The organism is Pleomorphomonas sp. T1.2MG-36 (assembly GCF_950100655.1).
Taxonomy (GTDB): Bacteria; Pseudomonadota; Alphaproteobacteria; order Rhizobiales; family Pleomorphomonadaceae; genus Pleomorphomonas.
Window position 1 is genome coordinate 212,987 of record NZ_CATNLY010000052.1, and the last position, 22,208, is coordinate 235,194.

18 protein-coding genes and 1 pseudogene are annotated in these 22,208 nt (G+C 66.7%); 5 read left to right on the forward strand and 14 right to left on the reverse strand.

Features of this window, described 5'->3' with window-relative positions:
* Nucleotides 1–107: 107 nt before the first annotated feature.
* The 3 genes from QQZ18_RS22055 to QQZ18_RS22065 all read right to left on the reverse strand — a co-directional run bounded on the left by QQZ18_RS22055 (nucleotide 108) and on the right by QQZ18_RS22065 (nucleotide 3,866).
* On the reverse strand, nucleotides 108–1,040 hold the full coding sequence (locus QQZ18_RS22055; RefSeq protein WP_284543293.1) for an ABC transporter substrate-binding protein: 933 nt from the start codon (nucleotides 1,038–1,040) through the stop codon (nucleotides 108–110).
* Nucleotides 1,041–1,259: 219 nt separating this feature from the next.
* Complete coding sequence (locus QQZ18_RS22060) at nucleotides 1,260–2,264, reverse strand: ABC transporter permease subunit (RefSeq protein ID WP_284543153.1); 1,005 nt, start codon at nucleotides 2,262–2,264, stop codon at nucleotides 1,260–1,262.
* A gap of 30 nt (nucleotides 2,265–2,294) precedes the next feature.
* Nucleotides 2,295–3,866, reverse strand: coding sequence for a sugar ABC transporter ATP-binding protein (locus tag QQZ18_RS22065; RefSeq protein WP_284543154.1), 1,572 nt, complete (start codon nucleotides 3,864–3,866; stop codon nucleotides 2,295–2,297).
* A 415-nt stretch (nucleotides 3,867–4,281) separates the two neighbouring features.
* Here QQZ18_RS22065 and QQZ18_RS22070 point away from each other — a divergent pair, with 415 nt between their 5' ends.
* The 3 genes and pseudogenes from QQZ18_RS22070 (at nucleotide 4,282) to metH (ending at nucleotide 10,063) form a co-directional block, all read left to right on the forward strand.
* Nucleotides 4,282–5,286 (forward strand): ArsR/SmtB family transcription factor, encoded by a 1,005-nt coding sequence (locus tag QQZ18_RS22070; protein ID WP_284543155.1) that lies wholly within the window; start codon nucleotides 4,282–4,284, stop codon nucleotides 5,284–5,286.
* A 39-nt stretch (nucleotides 5,287–5,325) separates the two neighbouring features.
* Nucleotides 5,326–6,228 carry a methylenetetrahydrofolate reductase [NAD(P)H] gene (gene metF / locus QQZ18_RS22075; RefSeq protein ID WP_284543156.1) on the forward strand — a complete coding sequence of 301 codons (903 nt, stop codon included), beginning with the start codon at nucleotides 5,326–5,328 and terminating at the stop codon, nucleotides 6,226–6,228.
* Between the two features lie 29 nt (nucleotides 6,229–6,257).
* Nucleotides 6,258–10,063: pseudogene (gene metH / locus QQZ18_RS22080) on the forward strand (methionine synthase).
* A 446-nt stretch (nucleotides 10,064–10,509) separates the two neighbouring features.
* Here the strand turns inward: metH and QQZ18_RS22085 are convergent.
* Genes QQZ18_RS22085 through QQZ18_RS22100 form a run of 4 tightly spaced genes read right to left on the reverse strand, consistent with a single transcriptional unit; the run spans nucleotide 10,510 to nucleotide 14,084 of the window.
* Nucleotides 10,510–11,562 (reverse strand): hypothetical protein, encoded by a 1,053-nt coding sequence (locus tag QQZ18_RS22085; protein WP_284543157.1) that lies wholly within the window; start codon nucleotides 11,560–11,562, stop codon nucleotides 10,510–10,512.
* Nucleotides 11,559–12,524 (reverse strand): ABC transporter substrate-binding protein, encoded by a 966-nt coding sequence (locus QQZ18_RS22090; RefSeq protein ID WP_284543158.1) that lies wholly within the window; start codon nucleotides 12,522–12,524, stop codon nucleotides 11,559–11,561. Before QQZ18_RS22090 ends, QQZ18_RS22085 begins: the two co-directional genes overlap by 4 nt.
* A 23-nt stretch (nucleotides 12,525–12,547) precedes the next feature.
* Complete coding sequence (locus tag QQZ18_RS22095; protein ID WP_284543159.1) at nucleotides 12,548–13,300, reverse strand: ABC transporter ATP-binding protein; 753 nt, start codon at nucleotides 13,298–13,300, stop codon at nucleotides 12,548–12,550.
* Between the two features lie 4 nt (nucleotides 13,301–13,304).
* Complete coding sequence (locus tag QQZ18_RS22100) at nucleotides 13,305–14,084, reverse strand: ABC transporter permease (RefSeq protein ID WP_284543160.1); 780 nt, start codon at nucleotides 14,082–14,084, stop codon at nucleotides 13,305–13,307.
* 15 nt (nucleotides 14,085–14,099) lie between these two features.
* On the opposite strand from QQZ18_RS22100, the gene QQZ18_RS22105 reads away from it, so the two are divergent.
* Both QQZ18_RS22105 and QQZ18_RS22110 read left to right on the forward strand, forming a co-directional pair.
* Nucleotides 14,100–14,435, forward strand: coding sequence for a hypothetical protein (locus tag QQZ18_RS22105; protein ID WP_284543161.1), 336 nt, complete (start codon nucleotides 14,100–14,102; stop codon nucleotides 14,433–14,435).
* A gap of 263 nt (nucleotides 14,436–14,698) precedes the next feature.
* On the forward strand, nucleotides 14,699–15,025 hold the full coding sequence (locus QQZ18_RS22110; RefSeq protein WP_284543162.1) for a hypothetical protein: 327 nt from the start codon (nucleotides 14,699–14,701) through the stop codon (nucleotides 15,023–15,025).
* Between the two features lie 134 nt (nucleotides 15,026–15,159).
* On the opposite strand, the gene darG is transcribed toward QQZ18_RS22110, so the two are convergent.
* The 7 genes from darG to QQZ18_RS22145 all read right to left on the reverse strand — a co-directional run bounded on the left by darG (nucleotide 15,160) and on the right by QQZ18_RS22145 (nucleotide 22,199).
* The gene (darG, locus tag QQZ18_RS22115) at nucleotides 15,160–16,194 is read right to left on the reverse strand and encodes a type II toxin-antitoxin system antitoxin DNA ADP-ribosyl glycohydrolase DarG (protein ID WP_284543163.1); all 1,035 of its coding nucleotides are present in this window, start codon (nucleotides 16,192–16,194) and stop codon (nucleotides 15,160–15,162) included.
* A gap of 12 nt (nucleotides 16,195–16,206) precedes the next feature.
* Nucleotides 16,207–16,848, reverse strand: coding sequence for a type II toxin-antitoxin system toxin DNA ADP-ribosyl transferase DarT (gene darT / locus QQZ18_RS22120; RefSeq protein ID WP_342398942.1), 642 nt, complete (start codon nucleotides 16,846–16,848; stop codon nucleotides 16,207–16,209).
* Between the two features lie 329 nt (nucleotides 16,849–17,177).
* Nucleotides 17,178–17,870, reverse strand: coding sequence for a GntR family transcriptional regulator (locus QQZ18_RS22125; protein WP_284543164.1), 693 nt, complete (start codon nucleotides 17,868–17,870; stop codon nucleotides 17,178–17,180).
* A 205-nt stretch (nucleotides 17,871–18,075) separates the two neighbouring features.
* Nucleotides 18,076–18,987 carry an SRPBCC family protein gene (locus tag QQZ18_RS22130; protein ID WP_284543165.1) on the reverse strand — a complete coding sequence of 304 codons (912 nt, stop codon included), beginning with the start codon at nucleotides 18,985–18,987 and terminating at the stop codon, nucleotides 18,076–18,078.
* The gene (locus QQZ18_RS22135) at nucleotides 18,984–19,325 is read right to left on the reverse strand and encodes an ArsR/SmtB family transcription factor (protein WP_284543166.1); all 342 of its coding nucleotides are present in this window, start codon (nucleotides 19,323–19,325) and stop codon (nucleotides 18,984–18,986) included. Before QQZ18_RS22135 ends, QQZ18_RS22130 begins: the two co-directional genes overlap by 4 nt.
* A gap of 149 nt (nucleotides 19,326–19,474) precedes the next feature.
* Complete coding sequence (gene uxuA, locus QQZ18_RS22140) at nucleotides 19,475–20,665, reverse strand: mannonate dehydratase (protein ID WP_284543167.1); 1,191 nt, start codon at nucleotides 20,663–20,665, stop codon at nucleotides 19,475–19,477.
* Nucleotides 20,666–20,699: 34 nt separating this feature from the next.
* On the reverse strand, nucleotides 20,700–22,199 hold the full coding sequence (locus QQZ18_RS22145; RefSeq protein WP_284543168.1) for a mannitol dehydrogenase family protein: 1,500 nt from the start codon (nucleotides 22,197–22,199) through the stop codon (nucleotides 20,700–20,702).
* Nucleotides 22,200–22,208: the final 9 nt, after the last annotated feature.

Consider the following 22,208-nt stretch of genomic DNA (forward strand, 5'->3'; position numbering starts at 1 on the left):
CTTGTGACTGTATGAATCCAACTCGTCTCATCTCGCTCGCCCAACGAAAAACGCCCGGGACACGAGGTCCCGGGCGCCGGTCAGGATTGCAACTTGCCGAGGGGGGCTCAGCGCGCCGCGTTCCAGCCCTTGTAGTCGTTGACGTTGTCGCGCGTCACCAGCTTGGAGGGAAGCAGCGTCACCTGCTGCGCCGGCTTCTTGCCGTTGATCAGATCGACGCCGATCTCGATGGCGAGCTGGGCCATGGCGTAGGGATCCTGGCTGGCCGAGGCCTGGACCATCGGGCTCTCCGGGTCCTTCAGGACGGCTTCGATGTCCGGGGCGCCGTCGACCGAGGTGAAGATGATGTTGTTGCGGCCGGCCTGCTTGGCGGCAAGGTTCGAGCCGATCGCCTGCGGGTCGTTGATGGCGAACACGGCGTCGATCTTCTCGAAGCGGGTCAGCATGGCCTGCATGACGTTCAGGCCACCGTCGCGCGAGCCGAGGGCGTTCTGGTCGTCCGAGAGCACCTTGATGTCGGGATTGGCGGCGAACACCTTCTTGCAGCCGACGACGCGGTCGATGACGGCCGACACCTGGTTGCTGTTCTGGATGATGACGTCACCCTTTCCGGCCAGCTTGTCGACGATGTACTGGCAGGCGATCTCGCCGGCCTGGACGTTGTCGGTGGTCACGGTGGCGTCGGCGCCTTCGGCGGCGGTGTCAACGGCGACCATCGGGATGCCGGCGGCCTGGGCGCGGGCGATGGCGGGGGCCACGGCCTGCGAGTCGGCGGGCGTGAACAGGATCAGGTCGACGCCGGCGGCGATGAAGTTGTCGATCTGGGTGAACTGCTTGTTGAGGTCGTAATCGTAGCCGAGGGCGATCACGTCGACGTTGGGATTGATCTCCTTGGCCTTGGCGGTCGCGCCATTGGCGAGCGCGACGTAGAACGGGTTGCCCATCGAGCCGATGGAGATGCCGATCCTGGTGAGATCCTTGGCGCTGGCCGTGCCGATGAGGCCGAGGGCGACGGACGCGAACAGAACAGAGCGAAGCAACATGGTCATACTCCTCCATAAGGAAGCCGTGTGCCCGATATGCCGGGGTGGACGGCGGATTTTCCGGCGCGATTCCTCTCCGCGACGGCTTTCTTCAGAGCGTGACTCTCTGCCCGTCGCCGGAATGGCGGCGGCGTCACGTTCAAGAACTTGGTCAAGGCGACTGGCGTGGGGCGCGTTGCGGGCGGCGGGTGTCGCCCGCAACGGCTCCGCCGGTTGTCAGGTCCTGGCACCGCCCTTGCTGCGCAGGCGGTCGAGCGCCACGGCAATGATGATGACAAGGCCCTTGATGATGTACTGCCAGATGTCGGAGACGCCGATCAGCACCAGCCCGTTGGACAGCACGGCGATGATCAGCGCGCCGATCAGCGTGCCCCAGATGGAGCCGACGCCACCGGTGAACGAGGTGCCGCCGAGGATGACCGCCGCGATGGCGTCGAGTTCGTAGGCCTGGCCGAGCTGGGTGCCGTTGGCGGCGAACAGGCGTGCCGCGCTCATCACGCCGCCGAGGCCGGCCATGATCCCCGAGAAGCCGTAGACGAACAGCAGCACGGCCCAGACCTTGATGCCGGAGAGGCGGGCGGCGCTCTCGTTACCGCCGGTGGCGTAGATGTGCACGCCGAGCACTGTCCGGCGCAGGATGATCCAGGTGACGATGACCGACAGGAAGGCGATGATCACCAGCCAGGGGATGCCGAACAGATAGCCGTTGCCGATGAAGGCGAAGGGCAGGTGCGAGTTGAAGACGGTGGTGTCGTTACCGAGCAGCCGGGCGATGCCGCGCACGGCGGTGAGCGAGCCGAGCGTCGAGATGAACGGCGGCAGGCCGATGAAGGCGACCAGCGAACCGTTGATGAGGCCGAACAGCAGGCCGGCGAACAGCGCCAGCGGAATGCCGATCATGCCCATGTCGGGGATCAGCGAGCCCATGACCGCCGCCATGGCCGAGGCGGCCAGGATGGAGCCGACGGAGAGGTCGATGCCGCCGGTCAGGATCACCGCCGTCATGCCGCAGGCCAGAACGGTGTTGATCGACGCCTGCTGCATGACGATCGACAGGTTCTGCGGCGAGATGAAGCGGCCGGACATCAGCTGGAAGGCGATGCCGAGCAAGATCAGGATCGGCAGCATGCCGACCGTGCGAATGATCTGCTGGATGAGAAACTGGCGATTGGCAGCGGCCTTGTCGTTTGTGAGCGTGGCAGCCGACGTTTCCTGGGACATGGCGGTTCTCTTGTCTTGCATGAAGTGGCGTCAGGCGGCGGACGCGCTCGACTGGGCGAGGCCGGCGGCCAGGGCGATGATGTTTTCCTGGGTGATCTCGACGCCGGTGGACCCTCCCACCTCGCCGACGATCTCCCCTTCGCGCATCACCAGCACACGGTCGGAGATGCCGACCACCTCGGGCATCTCGGAGGAGATGACCAGCACGCCGACGCCGGCCTTCACGAGGTCGTCGATGATGCGATAGATTTCCGACTTGGCGCCGATGTCGACGCCACGCGTCGGCTCGTCGAGGATCAGCACGCGCGGCTTGGTTTCCAGAAGGCGCGACAGCAGAACCTTCTGCTGGTTGCCGCCGGACAGCGAGCCGACTTCGACGATCGGGCCGGCCACGCGGATCGACAGCGCCTTGATGGCGTCGACCGCCCTGAGCTTGGCCTTCTTGAGATCGAGAAGGCCACCCTTGCCGGCGTCGCGGCCGACGACCTGCAGGTTGATGTTCTCCTGCACCGTCATGTCGAGGAACAGACCCTGTCCCTTGCGGTCCTCGGTGAGATAGACGATGCCGGCATTGACCGCCTGGATCGGCCTGACGATATCGAGCGGCTTGCCGTCGAGTTCGAGGGTGCCGGCCGTGCGTGGATCGGCGCCGTAGATGAGGCGGGCAAGTTCCGTCCGGCCCGATCCGACCAGCCCGGCCAGCGCCAGCACCTCACCCTGATGCAGATCGAACGAGCAGGCATTGACCCGCCGCCCGCCATCGCTCATGCCGCGCACCTTGAGGATCGCATCGCCGCGGCTGCCCTTGGCGTCGTGGTCCTTCTTGTAGAACTTGGTAAGGTCGCGGCCGACCATCATCTTGACCAGCGCCTCGGCCTTGAGCTCCTCGCGCATCAGCGTGCCGACGTAGCTGCCGTCGCGCAGCACCGAGCAGCGATCGCCCAGCTCATAGACCTCGGCCATGCGGTGCGAGATGTAGATGATGGCGAGACCGTCGGCGCGCAGCGTGCGAATGAGGTCGAACAGCTTGTCGGTCTCACGCGACGACAGGGCTGTCGTCGGCTCGTCCATGACCAGAATGCGGGCGTTGGCGTGAATGGCGCGGGCAATCTCCACCATCTGCCGCTCGGCGATCGACAGCGTCGACACCACCGTCGCCGGGCCGAAGGTGGCGCCGAGCCGGTCGAGCACGCCCTGGCATTCGGCGCGCATGCGGGTCCGGTCGACCTGACCGCCCGACGACAGCTCGCGGCCGAGATAGATGTTCTCGGCCACCGTCAGGTTCGGCGACAGGCTGAGTTCCTGGTAGATGACGGCGATGCCCTTCGTCTTGGCGCTGAGCGGGCCGTCGATGTTGGTGGGGTGGCCGTCGATGCGGATCTCGCCGCCGGGATCGGCGCGGTAGGCGCCCGACAGGATCTTCATCAGCGTCGACTTGCCGGCGCCGTTCTCGCCCATCAGGGCATGCACTTCGCCGGGATAGACGGTGAGATTGACGTCCGACAGCGCTCTGACGCCGGGGAAGGTCTTGGAAATGCCCGCCATCTCCAGGATGGGCTGCCTCGTCTCGGCATCCACCTGTGGCAACGCAGTCGCCGTCATCGAATCCTCCCTATGCTTCGCTCTTGAAATGAGCGGCTTTTTTATCCGTCTGGGCGCACCCGTCGCGCGACCGGCATTGCCCGGGTCGCGGCCGCGGTCCTGTCGCGGGATGGTCAGCCCTTTCCTCCAGCGACTCCGTGCGGGTTTCCTCGAAGCCCGGCAAAGCCTCATTTGCTACAAAATTGCCGCAATATATGTGTGTTGTCAACCTTAAGTACCGTCTCTTACAGCAAAATTTTTACAAAATAGGCCGAGTTACCGTTAGCCGCGTACAATGCGGCCGATGCAACGCCTGTGTGTACCGATTCAAGCGATGGTTTCAGGTCGGCGGACGGTGTCGACGCCGGTTTGCATCATGGTGGGCGGCCGACCTTGCCCCTTGCATCGCCTCGGCGTTCGACATAAACATATCTTTATGTCTAGTGTTCGCCTTGCCGGGGCGCCGGCGGCTTCCTTCGATGATGTGGTGTCGGTGCTCCGGAGCGCCGGCGAGCCGACGCGGCTGCGCCTCCTGGCGCTCTTGTCGCTGGGCGAGGCCACCGTGAAGGATCTCACGGAGGTGCTGGCGCAGAGCCAGCCGCGCGTGTCGCGCCACCTCAAGCTGCTCACCGAGGCCGGACTTGTCGAGCGGCTGCCGGAAGGCGCCTGGGCCTATTATCGCCTCGTCGACGAAGGCCCGGCCGCCGCGCTGACCCGCACGCTGCTCGCCAGCATCGACACGTCCGATCCGGCCGTCGAATCCGACCGCCGCCGGCTCGACGCCATCAAGGCGGCGCACGCCGCCGACGCCCAGCGCTATTTTGCCAAGAACGCCGCGAGCTGGGACCGCCTCAGGACGCTGCACGTTGCCGAGCACGACGTGGAGGCGGCCGTCCGCGCCGCAGTCGGCGATCGCCCCATCTTCAACATGCTGGACATCGGCACCGGCACCGGCCGCATGCTGACGCTGCTCTCCGACCGCTACGGCCGCGCCGTCGGCATCGACATGAGCCACGACATGCTCTCCGTCGCCCGCGCCAACCTCACGGCGGCCGGCATCGACAACGCCCATGTCCGCCAGGGCGACGTGACGGCGCTGTCGGTCGGCGCCGGGTTCGATCTGGTGGTCATCCACCAGGTGCTGCACTATCTCGACGATCCGGCGCGGGCGCTGCGCGAGGCGGCGGCGGCGCTGGCCCCCGGCGGACGGCTGCTGATCGTCGACTTCGCGCCGCACGACCACGAGTTCCTGCGCGCCGACCATGCCCACCGCCGGCTCGGCTTCAGCCACGAACAGATGCGCGGCTGGATCGAGGCGGCGGGCCTTGCCTTCGACACGGTGCGCGATCTGCCGCCGGAGACGGCGGACGGCCTGACGGTGTCGCTGTTCCTTGCCGCCGACCGGCGGATCGACATGGCCAATCTTCAGCGTATCGCCTGACCGGCGTCTGGCACGACACGACTTTTCGGGACATTCATCATGCGGTTCAGTCACAATCTCGGCGCCCTCGATCTCGGCGTGTCCTTCGAGTTCTTCCCGCCCAAGACGGAGAAGATGGAAGAGACGCTGTGGGCATCGATCACCCGGCTGGCGCCGCTCGGGCCGCGCTTCGTGTCGGTGACCTATGGCGCCGGCGGCTCGACGCGCGAGCGCACGCATGCCACCGTCGCCCGCATCGTCCGCGAAACCGATCTGAAGCCGGCCGCCCATCTCACCTGCGTCGGCGCCAGCCGCGCCGAGATCGACGACGTGGTGCGCGGCTATCGCGACGTCGGCGTCCGCCACATCGTGGCGCTCAGGGGCGATCCGGTGGGCGGCGTCGGCACGCGCTACCAGCCGCACCCCGAGGGCTACGCCTCGACCACAGACCTGATCGCCGGCATCCGGGCGATCGGCGATTTCGAGATTTCCGTGTCGGCCTATCCCGAGCAGCACCCCGAGAGCCCCGACGTCGCCACCGACATCGCAATCCTCAAGCGCAAGGTGGAGGCCGGGGCGACCCGCGCCATCAGCCAGTTCTTCTTCGACAACGACAAGTTCGAGCGCTACGTCGACCGCGTGCGCGCCGCAGGCATCGACGTGCCGATCGTGCCGGGCATCGTGCCGGTGGTGAATTTCGAGCAGTCGGCCGCCTTCGCCAAGAAGGCCGGGGCGTCGGTGCCCGCCTGGCTGGCCCACCGCTTCGAGGGGCTGGAGAACGATCCCGCCACGCGGCAGCTGGTGGCGGCGGCCGTCTGCGCCGAGCAGGTGATGGACCTGATCGATCGCGGCTTCCGCAACTTCCACTTCTACACCATGAACCGGGCGGATCTGGTCTACGCCATCTGTCATATGATGGGTTTGAGGGCCAAGACCGAACCCGCCGTCGCCGTTCCCGCCTGAAACCTGACCGATCACCAAGGAGACACGCCATGACCGAGATCTCTCCGACCGAACGCCGCCTGCGCGAGCTGGCCGCCAAACGCATTCTGGTGATCGACGGGGCCATGGGCACCATGATCCAGCGCTGCAAGCTGACGGAAGCCGACTTCCGGGGCGAGCGCTTCAAGGACTGGCACAAGGATCTCAAGGGCAACAACGACCTGTTGTCGATCACCCGGCCCGACGTGATCTTCGACATCCACAGCCAGTATCTCGAGGCTGGCGCCGACATTCTGGAGACCAACACCTTCTCCTCGACCTTCGTCGCCCAGGCCGACTATGGCATGGAGGAGCTGGCCTACGAGCTGAACCTCGAATCCGCCCGCATCGCCCGCCGGGCCGCCGACGCCTATACCGCCAAGACCCCGGATAAGCCGCGCTTCGTCGCCGGCGCCCTCGGGCCGACCAACCGCACCGCGTCGATCTCGCCCGACGTCAACAACCCCGGCTTCCGCGCCATCACCTTCGACGAGTTGCGCCGGGCCTATTCGGAAGCGGTGCGCGGCCAGATCGACGGCGGCGCCGACATCATCATGATCGAGACGGTGTTCGACACGCTGAACGCCAAGGCGGCGCTGTTCGCCACCGAGGAGGTGTTCGAGGAAAAGGGCGTGCGGCTGCCGATCTCGGTGTCCGGCACCATCACCGACCTCTCGGGCCGCACGCTGTCCGGCCAGACGGCCGAGGCCTTCTGGTATTCGGTGCGCCATGCCGGCCTGCTGTCGATTGGCCTCAACTGTGCCCTCGGCGCCCGCGAGATGCGCGCCCACATCGCCGACCTCTCGCGCGTCGCCGACACGCTGATCTGCGCCTATCCCAACGCCGGCCTGCCCAACGAGTTCGGCGAGTATGACGAGAGCCCCGAGGCGATGGCCGAACTGGTGGGCGAGTTCGCCCGTTCCGGCCTCGTCAACATCGTCGGCGGCTGCTGCGGCACCACGCCGCCGCACATCAAGGCGATCGCCGAGGCGGTGAAGACCATACCGCCGCGCGTGCCGCCGAAGATCGACCCGCGCATGCGCCTCTCGGGCCTGGAGCCGACAGTGATCGGGGCCTAGTCGCCTGAAGTCAAACCGCCTATTGCTGTTACCGTGACCTGCCTCTCGGGATAATCCTTGCCATGACCGATACTTCCGCCTCTTCCGCCAGCTTCGTCATGGTCGGCGAACGGACCAACGTCACGGGCTCGGCGCGCTTCCGCAAGCTGATCCGCGAGGGCGACTACCCCGCGGCGCTGGCCGTGGCGCGCGACCAGGTGGAAGGTGGGGCGACGGTCATCGACGTCAACATGGACGAGGGCCTGCTCGACAGCGAAGCGGCCATGGTGACCTTCCTCAACCTGATGGCGGCCGAGCCGGATATCGCCCGCGTGCCGGTGATGGTGGACTCCTCGAAGTGGACGGTGATCGAGGCCGGCCTCAAGTGCTTGCAGGGCAAGGGCATCGTCAACTCGATCTCGCTGAAGGAAGGCGAAGAGGCCTTCATCCACCACGCCAAGCTGGTGCGCCGCTATGGCCATGCCATGGTGGTGATGGCCTTCGACGAGACGGGGCAGGCCGACACCTACAAGCGCAAGATCGACATCTGCGCCCGCAGCTACAAGGTGCTGGTCGAGAAGGTGGGCGTGCTGCCCGAGGACATCATCTTCGATCCCAACATCTTCGCTGTGGCGACCGGCATCGAGGAGCACAACAACTACGGCGTCGACTTCATCGAGGCGACGCGCTGGATCCGCCAGAATCTGCCCGGCGCCCATGTGTCGGGCGGCGTCTCCAACCTGTCCTTCTCCTTCCGCGGCAACGAGCCGGTGCGCGAGGCGATGCACACCGTGTTTCTCTTCCACGCCATCGCCGCCGGCATGGACTTCGGCATCGTCAACGCCGGCCAGCTCGGCGTTTACGACCAGCTCGACCCCGAGCTCAGGCAGCTCTGCGAGGACGTGGTGCTCAACCGCCGTCCCGACGCCACCGAGCGTCTGGTCGACGCGGCGGCGCGCTATGCCGGCACCGGCGCCAAGGAGCGGGTGGTCGATCTCGCCTGGCGCGAGCTGCCGGTGGAGAAGCGGCTGGAACACGCCCTCGTCCACGGCATCACCGAGTTTATCACCGAGGATACCGAGGAAGCGCGCCTCAAGGCCGCCCGGCCATTGCACGTCATCGAAGGGCCGCTGATGGCCGGCATGAACGTGGTGGGCGACCTGTTCGGCGCCGGCAAGATGTTCCTGCCGCAAGTGGTCAAATCGGCCCGCGTCATGAAGCAGGCGGTGGCCTGGCTGATGCCCTTCATGGAGAAGGAAAAGGAAGAGCTGGGGATCACCGAGGATTCCTCGGCCGGCACCGTGCTGATGGCGACGGTGAAGGGCGACGTGCACGACATAGGCAAGAACATCGTCGGCGTCGTCCTGGCCTGCAACAACTTCCGTGTCATCGACCTCGGCGTGATGGTGCCGGCGCAGAAGATCCTCGACGCGGCGCGCGAGGTGAAGGCGGACATCATCGGCCTCTCGGGCCTGATCACCCCCTCCCTCGACGAGATGTGCCACGTGGCCGCCGAGATGGAGCGCCAGGGCTTTACGCTGCCGCTGATGATCGGCGGCGCCACGACGAGCCGCGTCCACACCGCCGTCAAGATCCACCCCAACTATGCCAAGGGGCAGGCGGTCTATGTCACCGACGCCAGCCGCGCCGTCGGCGTGGCGTCGTCGCTGCTGTCCGACCGCAAGGTGGTCTACATCGACGAGGTGAAAAGCGAGTACGCCCGCATCGCCGAGGAGCATGCGCGCAGCCGCGAGGAGAAGCGCCGGCTGACCATCGCCGACGCCCGCGCCAACCGCTTCGCGCCCGAATGGGCCGGTTACGTGCCGCCCAGGCCGACGTTCCTCGGCACCAAGGTGTTCGAGAGCTTCGACCTCTCGGAACTCGTGCCCTACATCGACTGGACGCCGTTCTTCTCCACCTGGGAGATGCGCGGCCGCTACCCGCAGATCCTCGACGACGCCACCTACGGCAAGGCGGCGCGGCCGCTGTTCGAAGACGCTGAGGCCATGTTGAAGCAGATGGTGGAGGAGAAGTGGCTGACGGCCCGCGCCGTCATCGGCTTCTGGCCGGCCAACGCGGTGGGCGACGACATCGAGCTCTACACCGACGACAGCCGGAGCGAGCGGCTCGCCACCTTCCACGGACTCCGCCAGCAGATGGCGCGCGGCAATACACGGGCCAACTTCTCGATCACCGACTTCGTGGCGCCCAAGGAGACGGGGCTTGCCGACTATGTCGGCGGCTTCGCCGTCAGCACCGGGTTCGGCGAGGACGCCGTGGCCGAGCGCTTCGCCCGCGCCAACGACGACTATTCCAAGATCCTGTCACAGTCGCTGGCCGACCGCCTCGCCGAGGCTTTCGCCGAGCGCCTGCACGCCTTGGTGCGGCGGCAGTTCTGGGGCTATGCCTCCGACGAGACGCTGAGCACCGAGGACATCATCGCCGAGAAATATCGCGGCATCCGCCCGGCCCCCGGCTACCCGGCTCAACCCGACCATACCGAGAAGGGTACGCTGTTCCGGCTGCTTGAGGCGACCGAGAAGGCCGGCATCGAGCTGACCGAGAGCTACGCCATGTGGCCCGGCGCCGCCGTCTCCGGCCTCTACTTCAGCCACCCCGACAGCCAGTATTTCGGCGTCGGCAAGATCGACGCCGACCAGGTCGCCGACTACGCCGCCCGCAAGGGCTGGGACATGGCGACCGCCGAAAGGTGGCTGGCGCCGATCCTCAACTACGAGCCGAAGCGGGCGGCGGGGTAGGTGATGGCAATAGCGCTGAGCACATGGAGCGCGATATCGGCCGGATAGCTTTGTTCTGCCTGAGGTCCTCGCCTTCGCGAGGATGACAGCTCTATATGACGGGGCAGTGGGATAAGCGGCCGCGAGGCCCTGAGATGTCCTCATCGCCATGATGCGGAACACAACGCTTGCAGGTGCAGTCGCTCCGCTATCCTATTGTCACACATATATAAATTGTCATCCTTGCGCAGGCGAGGACCTCAGGCAGGATGGGGCGCAAGGTTGATATCGGTCTCCCCTTGGGCGCGGGAGCTTGATATGGGCCGACGAGAAGGCCCTGAGGCTTTTATCAGGCTCCCTCCAGAGGCACTCGATATCGGCCGTTCGCTCAACCTTCCCGAGGTTCTCGCCTGCCCGAGAATGATAGTTTGACGGAGGCCGCGCGGGGTTGCCGCGCGACCCCATTTTCACAGTTCCACGAACAGGTCGGCGGCCGGTGTCGAGAGAACCGCGACGGCGAGGGCTTCCTTGAGTTCGGTCCAGCGCGCTTCGTCGGTGGGCGTGGCCTCGCCGGCCTTGCTCTTGCGGCCGAGGCGGATGAACTCCGGGTCGAGGGCGCCGTCGACGAGCGCGAGGCGCAACCGCCGGCCGCCGATCTCCACCTCGAAGTACATGCGGCCGGTGACGCCTGCCGGCCCCGGCACGTCGGCGGCCGGGTCGGCCTTGTAGGCGCCGCGCGTCACCACGCGGGTGACCAGCTCCAGCGCATCCCTGAGGCCGGGGCCGGGGAAGGCGGTGAAGACGCTGATGCTGTCGCGATCCGGCGCCGTGCCGGGGCTGAGCCTTGCAAAGGCGTGCTGCAGCAGCCGGTAGCCCAGCGCCAGCCCGCCGATGCTGGTGCGCCCATGATAGGCGACGCAGTCGGCGAACGAGACGCGCAGCAGCGTGCCGTGGTCGATCACCTCGATCGGGGCCGGCGGCGGCGGAACCGTCCAGGCGGGGATGTCGCGGCTTTCGAACAGGTCGCCGACCGCCATGCTCCTGAGGCGGCCGATCAGGTCGTACTTGTAGGCGAGGTAGTCGGCCTGCGCCTTGGGCCCGCCACTGCCGTCCTGGTAGTTCACCACCATGTCGATGAACCGGTCGTCGAAGACGCCGGGCTTGGGCCAATAGGCGCGCGCCGCATTGCCGATGGCCACCTCGAAGTAGAAGCGGCCGGCCGGGGCGGGAGGCGCCTCCGGCGGGCCGAGCCGCGTGTCGACCACCAGCCGCCCGTCGGTGACCGCTCGCGCCACCATTTCCATGGCGGCGTGGACGCCGTCGCCGGGGAAGGCGGTGCGCAGACGGATGTCGTCGCGGCGCGGCGGCACGCCGGGCGACAGGTCGGCGAAGGCCCGCTCGAACAGCAGGAAGGTCAGCGTGCAGGCGATGAGCTGCGACGGCCCGGCATAGGCCAAGAGGTCGTCGTGGCGGATGGCGAACGCGCCGTCGCGTTCGCGGACTTCGAGAAAGGTCCTCACTTTGCGGTCACCGCGAGGGCGCCCGGCAGCATCAGCGATTCGACGTCGACGGTGCCCTTCATCATGTCGTTGTCGATGAGGAACTTCATGTCGTCCTTGATGCTGGCGATATCCTTGTCGGTCAGCGTGTCGGTGAAGTTGCCCCAGGCGGCCAGCTTCTTGCCGTCCTCAAGCGGAATGCCCTGTTCCTTGGCGCCGATCTCGGTGGCCTCGTCGAGATGGGCGAGCACCCAGGCGGTCGCCTCCTTGTTGACGCGCTGCACGCGGGCGACGGCGTCGGGGTGCGCGTCGGCGAAGGCCTTGGAGACGCCCATCACCAGCACCGGATTGACGAGACCGTCGGCGGTGGCGATCACCGTGGCGCCGGCCGCTTCCGCCTTGATCTTCAGGCTGGCGGCGAGCAGCGCCGCGTCGGTCTGGCCGGCGACGAGGGCGGCCTGAGACTTGGGCAGGTCCATGCCGATGAACTCGACGTCGGAAAGGCTCATGCCCTTGGAGGCGAGCGCCGCCGCCAGGAGCTGATGCAGGACGGTGCCGCGCGGGCCGACCACCTGCTTGCCCTTCAGCTCTTCGATGGTCTTCGGGCCGCCGGCCTTGCCGAGGATGGCGAAGGTCTCGGCCGGGCGGCTGACGCCGGCGGCGATCAGCACCGGGTTGCCGCCGGCATTGGCGAGCAGCACCGAGGTGGTGTTCATGACTCCGCCGATGTCGAGCGAGCCGGCGGCCATCGCCTGGGTCTGCTGGGCGCCGGAGGTGATGTTGTGCCAGTTGATCTTGACGCCGTCGGCGGCGAACTCCTTCTCCAAGAGTTCCTGCTTGCGCATGACGATGGTCTGCAGGTTGAAGGGCGATTCCACGTAGGAGATGTTGATTTCCTTCAGCGGCTCGGCGGCGAAGCTGCTGCCGGCCCAAAGGGCGGCCATGGCCACGGCGGCGACGGAACGGACGAGCGATCTCAGCATGAGCGTTTCTCCTGAGTGGTTGATTATGCTTGGGAAATGGTGTCGCCGAGAACGGCGGCGGTGATGGTGGCCACCTGTTCGGCAAGGCCGGGCGCCGCCAACGGGCGGGGGTGGGGAAGGTCGATGTCGAAGATGGCGGTGAGGCGCCCGGCCTGCATGATGGCGACGCGGTCGGCAAGGCGCACGGCTTCGGCGATGTCATGGGTGACCAGGATGGTGGTCAGCGGGCGGCGCAGCCGGATGGCGGCGAACTCGCCATGAATGCGGCTGCGCGTCAGTGCGTCGAGGGCACCGAACGGTTCGTCCAGCAGCAGGATGTCCGGATCGCGGCAGAGGGCGCGGGCCAGCGACACGCGCTGCGCCATGCCGCCGGACAGCTGGTGCGGCCAGGCGTCGGCGAAGGCGGCAAGGCCGACGGTTTCCAGCGCATCGGCGATGCGGCGGTCGGCCTCGGCGCCGCTGGCGATGCGCTTCAGGGCCAGTTCGAGGTTGCCGCGCACCGTCTTCCACGGCATCAGGCGCGGCTCCTGGAACACCATGCCGAAGCGGGCGCTGGCGGCCGGCCCATCGGCGCCCTCGAAGGCGATCGTGCCGGCATCGGCGCGTTGCAGCCCGGCGACGTGGTGCAAGAGCGTGGTCTTGCCGCAGCCGCTGTGGCCGACCACGGCCAGAAGCTCGCCCGAAGTGATGGTGAGGTCGATGCCGTCCAGCGCGTCGATCGAGCGGCCGGAGATGTCGAAGCGGCGACGGAGGCCGGTGATGGTCAGGCCGTACACGGCGTCAGCCCTCCAGTCCGCTGACGCGGCCGGCGTCGGCGCGCCAGGGCATCAGCCGGGCGGCGGCGCGGCGGAACAGCCAGTCGGTCAGGGCGCCGAGCGCGGCGATGGCGAAGATGCCGACGAAGACGCGGTCGGTGCGGGCCATTTCGCTGGCGTCGATGATCAGGTAGCCGAGGCCGGCCGAGGCGGCGACCAGTTCGGCGCCGACCAGCGCCCGCCAGCTGTAGCCGAAGCCGAGCCGGAGACCGTTGACGATGCCGGGCAGCGCCGACGGCAGCAGCACGTGCAGCGCCGTCTCGCGGCGGGTGAGGTCGAGGGTACGGGCAAGTTCGATCAGCTTGCCGTCGGCCTCGCGGATGCCGGCGAGGGCGTTCATGTAAACGGGGAAGAAGCTCGCCAGCACGACGATGGTCAGCTTCGACGCCTCGCCGATGCCGAGCCAGAGAATCAGGAGCGGCACCAGCGCCAAGGGCGGCGTGACGCGCAGCGCCTCGAGAATCCAGCTGAGATAGCCGCCGAGTGGCGCGAAGATGCCGGTGAGAAAGGCCAGCGGCAGCGCGAGGAGGGCGGTGAGGGCAAAGCCGAACAGCACGCGCCACAGGCTGGCGGCAATGTGCCGGAGCAGCTCGCCGTCGGCCAGAAGCTCGCCGGCCGCCTCGGCGATACGCCCCGGCGAGGGCAGCAGGTAGGCGTTGGTCAAACCGGCCGAGGAGGCGATCAGCCAGACCGCCAGAACAGACAACGGCAGGATGGCCGGCCGCAGATCATTTTTGCATCTCATTCGCATGTTCAATGCATGGTGGATGGCGGGCAGGCGAGTCAACTACGCGCTTACGCGGATGACGCGCCGATAACCGTTTGGGAAGTCTGGTTTCTCGACGTCGGTTCCCATGATGAGCCGTCGCATCGGCCGCAATGCGGCCTTTCGTCCTCATGCAATACCACCGTCGTCCACGAAGCGGAGCAGCTTGGCTGCAGCACCATCACCCTTTCGATCATCCTCACCAACAGCGGCGCGCCGCCGTTGCCCCAGATCGCCAACGTCGTCCCGTGTTTCACCGCGCGGGGCTCGCCGCCGATTGGCGAGAGCGCCGCCGCCTGGCTGGTGTCGACGCCCGAAAGCGAGCGCTGACGAAGGGTCCAAGTGGCGCTTGCCCGCCTTGGGTGGCGGGGTAGGGGCACCTTGCAGTGCCGACCGAAATTTACCGCATCCCCTCGCTCACCGGCCTTGGCGTGCTACTATATCCGCCCGGTCGCTTGAGCCGTGGCGGCGCTTGCCCTGGCTTTCATGGCGGTCCTCCGGTATCCGAACGACCAACCCGCCAGACTCCTGCTCGACCGCACTCGCGCCGAATGGGCGCGGCACCAAGCCGGCGACAGCCAGGAAGACAGAGCATGCCCGTTTACGAGAGCCAGCTGACCGAGGGGAACCTCAAGAATTTCCACATCTACATCACGGCCGTTCTCGGGCGTTTGACGGAGGAGGTGGAGGGCGTGCCGGCCAAGCCGCCGAGGGCGATCCGCCTCGACTACAAGAGCCTCAAGGTCACGGCGGAGATTCCCAAGTCGCGCCATGGGCGCCCGCGCAAGTTCATTCGCGAACGGGACTTCGTGAAGAGCTTCTTCGAGAGCACCGGCGCCGCCGTCGGCGATACCGTGCTGTTCGACGAGGTCGGCCCGGGGCATTTCCGCCTGGACCTCAGGAAAGCCGTCGCCGCGTAGCCGGCGCCAGTCGTGCATCCGGCGAGCGGCTCTGGCTTATTGGGGAAATCTCGTGGCCATGCAGTCCCCGCCCAGCGGTTCGTCATCATCGGCGATGATTAAGGTCTCAGGGCCCTTTTCCGAGGCGCCGCTGCTCACGCGGCGGCAATCCAGCCCTTGGCGCTGAGGGTGTCGAAGGCGATGCCGATCTGGCGGGGCGAGAACCGCTTTTTGCGGTCGTTCCAGGCGTGGACCCGAATCGTCGCCTCGTCGGCGGTGGCAGCTTGCTCGTTCTTCACCACCCAATGAACTGTCGCGAGCAGTTCGAGGCCGAATGGCGTTTCGAAGCCCTCGACAAGGTCGGCGACGCGGTCGAACCGGGCAACCGTCTCGCCTTTGTCGGCGAGGAAGGCTTCCGCATCCTTTACCGCTCCGGGCACCAGTTCGATCTGCTTGTCGGGAGCATCTCCGCCATCGGCATAGCCCGTTACGAGATGGCCTTCGACGGCGCGCAGAACGTGACGCAGGTTCTCGGCATAGGGGCCGTAGGGCGCCTTGGCATATCTGAGGCGGAGCGGTTCGCCCGCTTCCTGCATGAAATACATGAGCTTGTGGATTTCGAGCAGCGTCACAAACGGATCCATCAAGCCGCCGAGATAGCGCTGCACCAGCGCGACGAGGGCGGCGCGACCCGGTGTCATGTCGGGCACGTCGCGCGACTTCGTGGCGACCGGCCCGCTGTTCGGTTCGAAGATGATCACGTCGAGATCGTCGAGGTCGCGCAGGGCTTCGATGATGCGTGGGCGCACCTCCGACCAGTCGAGGCCTCCGAGGCCGCTGCCGAGCGGCGGGATGGCGATCGAACGAATGCCGCGACCACGGATTTCCGCGACGAGGGCCTTCAGGCCGGAATCGATATCCTCCATCCGGCTTTTGCCGCGCCAATGACGCTTGGTCGGAAAATTGATGATGAACTTCGGATTGGTCATGGTCCGCGTCTCGAACACGAACATCCGGCCCGGCTGCACTTCATTGCGCGCGCAGGCGGCCTCGTAGGCCCTGAAGTTCTCAGGGAAATCGTTCTTGAACTGCAGGGCGATGCCTCGCCCCATGACGCCGACGCAATTCACCGTGTTGACGAGCGCTTCCACGTCCGCCTGGAGAATGTCGCCTGTCTTGAACTCAATCATCGCCATCCTCCCTCAATAGTACCAGTCCGGTTTTACCTTCACCGTCGGTCGATGCGCTGCCTTGCCAATTGTCGCGACAACCAGCGCTCCCACTCTCTCCGAATGAACTCCGATACCCTTGACGAGCTCCCACGGGAAGCTCTGGTGCATCAGAAACTCAGCCATCTTGTGATCGCGGCAGGAAACCCAACTCTGCGCATGGATGGCGTCCCAGTTCAGTTGGTCGAGCATCGCCAGGTCGCCGTAAAAATCCGCAGCGCGGTTGGCCGCGTTGATGTCGGTGAACGCCCAGCGCCGCCTGTTTTCCTCAGCCCACTCGACCACCTCGCGCATGTCGGCCATCAGATGCACGACCGAACCTTGCCCATCCTGATAGGCAACATTGGGATGATTCCGCTTCGAAATGACATAGAGCATTACGGAGCGAGGGCAGAAGTAGAAGGGCACGTAATCGCCGACACTGGTGCCGGCGTGACACGCGACGGGCAAGTGCAGCCGATCGGCCTTGATCTCGCCATTGCCGATAACGGCGGTATCCGCCCGCTTTGCCATCACCGAGTCCGGCCACACGCATCCGTCGGCGACAATCGAGGCAAGATTGTCGACGTGGGTGATGTGGTAGATCTTCGGATTGGCGGGAACCGGCGTCGTCAGGCGGCTATCTCCTCGTCATCAGTCCTGGCCGCGAACATGGAGGCCTCGCAACACGTCATCGGCGATGCTCCTATGAAGTTGCCGATCCAGTTGAGCTCGCCGCTAGCCATTCCCGTTTTGCTTGTCTCACCTCGGCATAAATCGCAGTGCCGCCGCCGACTATCGAGCAAGCGGACATACTCTTCGATCATCAGCATCGCGACAATCGGGCGCGCGCGCTTATCAACCGCAACCCGTTCCTGAGCGGGTATTCGGTTATGCTCCGCCGATCGTCGCCCAGATGGACGAACTCAGACGTTTCGGCGCGAACCGAGACAGCCTCCATCCCCTCACGCGAAGATCGCCGGCATTTCCGCGGCCAGTTCGTGGATGGTCTTCAGGACTTCCTTGAGGTGGTGGCGCATGGCGGCTTCGGCGCGGTTGGGGTCGTGGGTTTCGATGGCCTTGAAGATTTCGGCGTGCTGTTCGGTGAGCAGCAGCATGTGCGCCTTGTTGGGCAGGCTCAGGAAGCGGACGCGGTCCATCTGGCCCTTGACGCTCTGGATGAGACGCCAGGAACGGGGCAGGCCGGTGCCTTCGCTGATCGCCCGGTGGAAGGCCTCGTCGAGCGGCATGTAGTCTTCCGGCGAGCCGGCGTTGGCGGCGCGGTGCTGGTCGTCGATCAGGCGCGAGAGGTCGCGGATCAGGGTGGCCGAGGGCTGTTCGGCGGCGCGGCGGGCGACGGCGGCTTCCAGCGCCTCGCGCAGGAACTGCGCCTCCATCACCTCGGCGACGCGAATGGGAGAGACGACGGTGCCGCGCTGGGGGAAGACGTCGACCAGCGTTTCGTCGGCGAGGCGGATCAAGGCCTCGCGCACCGGGGTGCGGCTGACGCCGAGGCGGACGGCCAGTTCCTTCTCGCTCAGGGCCTCGTTGGGCTTGAAGACGAGGCCGATGATCATCCGCTTCAAGAGGCCATAGACCTGGGCGCCGATGGGCAGCTTGGGGTCGAGCTCATAACCGGCGGCGGCAGTTGGCGGCACGTTCGTATCTCCGAGTGAGATACTACCATGGCATACCTCCGCGCCGGCTGTCCAGCCATATTCAGGTGAAACGGGGGCGTGCCCGGCCGTTCTATCTCCTTGTTTTCACGAAAGTCTTTTTGCAACGTTGCCATTGTGCAGGCAAGGGGCGGCGCCGGTTCGCCACCGGCACCAATCTCGGGCGATAGGGTGGCGTCGGGCGCCGTCAGCGGGAGGCGATGAAGCGGTCCAGCTTGCCCAGCGTCTGCAATCCCAGCTCGATGGCGCCGAAGCCCTTGGCCTCCTGGAACTCGGCGGCAGTGGTGAAGACCATGCCGAGCGTCACTCTGGTCGCCCCGTCCTCGTCCTCGAACGAGGCCCAGGCGTCGGCGTGCTTGGGGCCGTTCTCGCCCCAGAGCAACGTGTAGCCGAACCGCTCCTCGCGGCGGACGTCGTGATAGAGATGGTGGTTGGGGTAGACGTGGCCGTCCGGCCCGATCATGTCGAACACCCACTCGCCGCCGGTCCTGAGGTCGATCCGCTTGGTGCGGCAGGAAAAGCCGTCCGGCCCCCACCATTGCGGCAGCGCCTCCACGTTCATCCAGGCGCCCCAGACGACGCTGCGCGGCGCCTTGATCACCCGCTGGAGGATCATGGTGCGCTGGGCGACGCCGACGAGATTGTCGAGGCCGGCGCCGAAGCCCTGCCGGTAGCCGGCCTCCATGTCTTCGGCCAGCGAGGACAGTTGCACGGTGACCACCAGACGGCTGTTATCGTTGGTGCCCGATATCTCGGCCGTCACCAGCGCCGCCGACTGCGTGACGCCCTCCGAGGAGATCACCTCGTAGTTGACGCTGCGCGCCGCCGGCCGCAGCTCCAGCCAGCCGGACTCGCAGCGAATGTCCGGCTGTCCCGCCACCTTGCAGAGCGATATCTCGCGCCCGCCCACCCGGGTGTCGGCCTCGATGAACTCCACGGTGACCGTCGGTGACGGGGCGGCCCAGACGGCCCGCGCCGCCGGGGCCGTCCAGGCCTGCCAGAGGATCGAGGGCGGCGCGGCCACCTGACGCTCGAAGGTCAGCGTCGCGAAGCGTCCCTTCGTCGCGTCGTGCATTGCATGATCGGTGCTCGGTGTCATTCTGCGCGCTCCTTCATCACGTTCATCACATAGGCGTTCAGCCGGTCGAGGCGGCCTTCCCAGATGGCTCGCTGGTCGTCCATCCATGTCCGGGCCGGTTCCATGGCCTCGGGCACGATGGCGCAGGTGCGGATGCGACCGTCCTTGGAGGTGACGATCAGCCCGGCTTCCTCCAGCACGGCAAGGTGCCGCATCACCGTGGGCAGCCTGAGGCCGGTGGGCCCGGCGAGGTCGGTGACCCGTGCCGGCGTTTCGGCGAGGCGGGTCAGGATCGACCGGCGGGTGGCGTCGGCCAGCGCATGGAAGAGCAGGGAGAGATCGGGATCATGCTTAGTCATGTTGCTAACTATTGCCGATCGCCGATGTGGGTGCAAGTGAAAACTTAGTCGATTCGCTAAGTTTCGACCGGTTACGAAAAAGGGGCGGATGCCAGCGAGGTTGCCGGGCATCCGCCCCGATCAGGAAGGCTCGAATCGGCGGCTCAGCGTCAGGAGACGCGGCCGCTCCGGAAGGCTTCGATGGTCTTGATGGCGCCGCGCAGTTCAGCGAGGCCCTTGAGGCGGCCGACGAAGGAATAGCCGGGGTTGGATTTCTGGCCGATGTCGTCGCCCATCAGGTGGCCGTGGTCGGGCCGGAAGGGAATCTCGGCATCGGCGCGGCCGATGGAGCGGCGCCGCTCTTCCTCGGTCAGGATCGCCGCTGCCACGCCGATCAGGTCGGTGTCGCCGCCGAGATGGTCGGCCTCGTAGAACGAGCCGTCCGCCTCGTGGGTGACGTTGCGGAGGTGGACGAAGTGGATGCGCGGTCCGAACTCGTTCGCCATGGCGACGAGGTCGTTCCTGGTGTTGGAGCCGAAGGAGCCGGTGCAGAGCGTCAGGCCGCAGGCCTCCTGAGGCACTGCCGCGAACATCTTCCTCACGTCGTCGGCCGTCGACATGACGCGCGGCAGGCCGAAGATCGGGAAGGACGGGTCGTCGGCATGGATGCAGAGGCGGGCGCCTTCCTCCTCGGCCACCGGGGTGATTTCGCTGAGGAACTCCACGAGGTTGGCGCGCAGATCCTCGACGCCGATCTCCGAATAGAGACCGAGCATGTCGCGGAAGCTGTCGCGGGTGTAGGCGAAGTCGCGGGCCGGCAGCCAGTCGATCAGGTTGCGTTCGAGCTCGGCCACCTCGGCCTCGCTCTTGGCGGCGAGCCGCGCCTTGGCGGCGGCGATCTCGGCCTCGGTGTAGTCCACCTCCGCCCCGCGCCGCTTCAGCACGAACAGGTCGTAGGCGGCGAAATCCACCTTGTCGTAGCGGAGCGCGTAGCCGCCGTTCGGCAGGCGGAACATCAGGTTGGTGCGGCTCCAGTCGGTGATGACCATGAAGTTGTAGCAGATGGTCTTGACGCCGGAGCGGGCGACGTTGCGGATCGACTGCTTGTAGTTGTCGATCTTCTCCCGGTAGTTGCCGGTGCGGGTCTTGATCTCCTCGCCGACGCCGATGCTCTCGACCACCGACCAGGTGAGGCCGGCGGCCTCCACCTCGGCCTTGCGCTTCTCGATCTCGTCCACCGTCCAAACCTGGCCCTGGTTCATGTGATGAAGGGCGGTGACGATGCCGGTGGCGCCGGCCTGCCGGGCCTTCTGAAGGCTGACGGGATCATCGGGGCCGAACCAGCGCCAGGTCTCTTTCATTGTGGGAATCCTCCAGGGAAACGGTGGGCCGAAATCATCGGAACAGGAAGGCGGTGAGCGTGGCGGCGAGGCCGCGGTCGAGCAGGCTTCTGAGGTGCTGCGTCGTCGCCTTGCGGAACGGCGCGTCGCCGGCAATGACGGGCGGGAAGATCTCGCCGACCGCGAACAGCGCGTCGGCCAGCGCCGCCGGGTCGTCCTTGTGCTCCCGGGCGATGGCCGTCAGGCGGGCGGCCATCGGGTCGGCCACCAGCCATGCGCGGCCCTGGTCGTCGCCCTGGCGCAGGAAGGCCATCCAGGCGGCCACCGTCAGCGGCACCACCCTTGGCGCGTTCTTCACGGCGATGCGCTCGGCGGCCGGCGCAAGCAGGCGCGGACCGAGCTTCTGCGACCCGTCGGACGAGATCTGCAAGGTGAGGTGGCGGATGCCCGGATTGCGGAAGCGCGCTTCGAGGTCGCGGGTGTAGGCGGCCACGTCGGTGCCCGGTACCGGCGGCACGGTGGGGATGATGTCGTCGTCCCACAGCTGGCGGATCACCTTGGGCAACAGCGGATCGGCCATGGCCTCGGCCACCGTCTCGATGCCGCCGAGCACCGAGAGGTAGGCGAGCGTCGAATGGGCGCCGTTGAGGCAGCGCAGCTTCATCGTCTCGAAGGGATGGACGTCGTCAGTCAGGATGGCGCCGGCGCTCTCCCAGGCCGGTCGGCCGGTCGGGAAGCGGTCCTCGATCACCCATTGGCGGAAGGGTTCGGCCACCACCGGCCAGGCATCATTGAGGCCGAGGCCGGCGGCGACGGTGGCCCGGTCCGCGTCCTTGGTGGCCGGCGTGATGCGATCGACCATGGAGGAGGGGAAGGCGACTCCATCGGCGACGTAGCGGCCGAGGTCGGCGTCGCGCAACTGGGCGAAGCGGGCGACCACGGCCCGCGTGATCCTGCCATTCTGTGGCAGGTTGTCGCAGGAGAGCACGGTGAACGGCGGCACGCCGGCATCCCGTCGCCGACGCAGCGCCTCGACGATCAGGCCCGGCAGGCTGCGGGGACGCATGGGGTCGGCAAGGTCTGCCGTCACCATCGGATGCGCCTCGTTGAGGCGGCCCGTGGCGGGATCGTGGCAGTAGCCCTTCTCGGTGACGGTGATGGTGACGACCCGGATCTCGGGCTTTGCCATCGCCTCGAGCACGGCGTCGAGCTCGGTGGCGGCATTCATCACGTCGAGGAAGGCGCCGATCACGCGGAGCCTGTCGTCGCCGTTCTCGCGGCAGAGCAGGGTGTAGAGCCCATCCTGCGGCTTCAGGGCGTCGACGATGGCGGGCGAGCGCAAGTTGACGCCGACGATGCCCCAGTCGGTGGCGCCGGACGCCAGCACGTCGTCGGTGTAGACGCCGAGGTGGGCGCGGGAAAAGGCGCCGAGCCCCAGGTGAACGATGCCGGGCGTCACCTTGGAGCGGTCGTAGCCGGGGCGGGCGACGGCGGCGGGCAGGGTGGCGAGGCGGGCGGTGCCGAGGCGGTCGGCGGCGGGTGTCGGATCGGACATGTCGTTCAT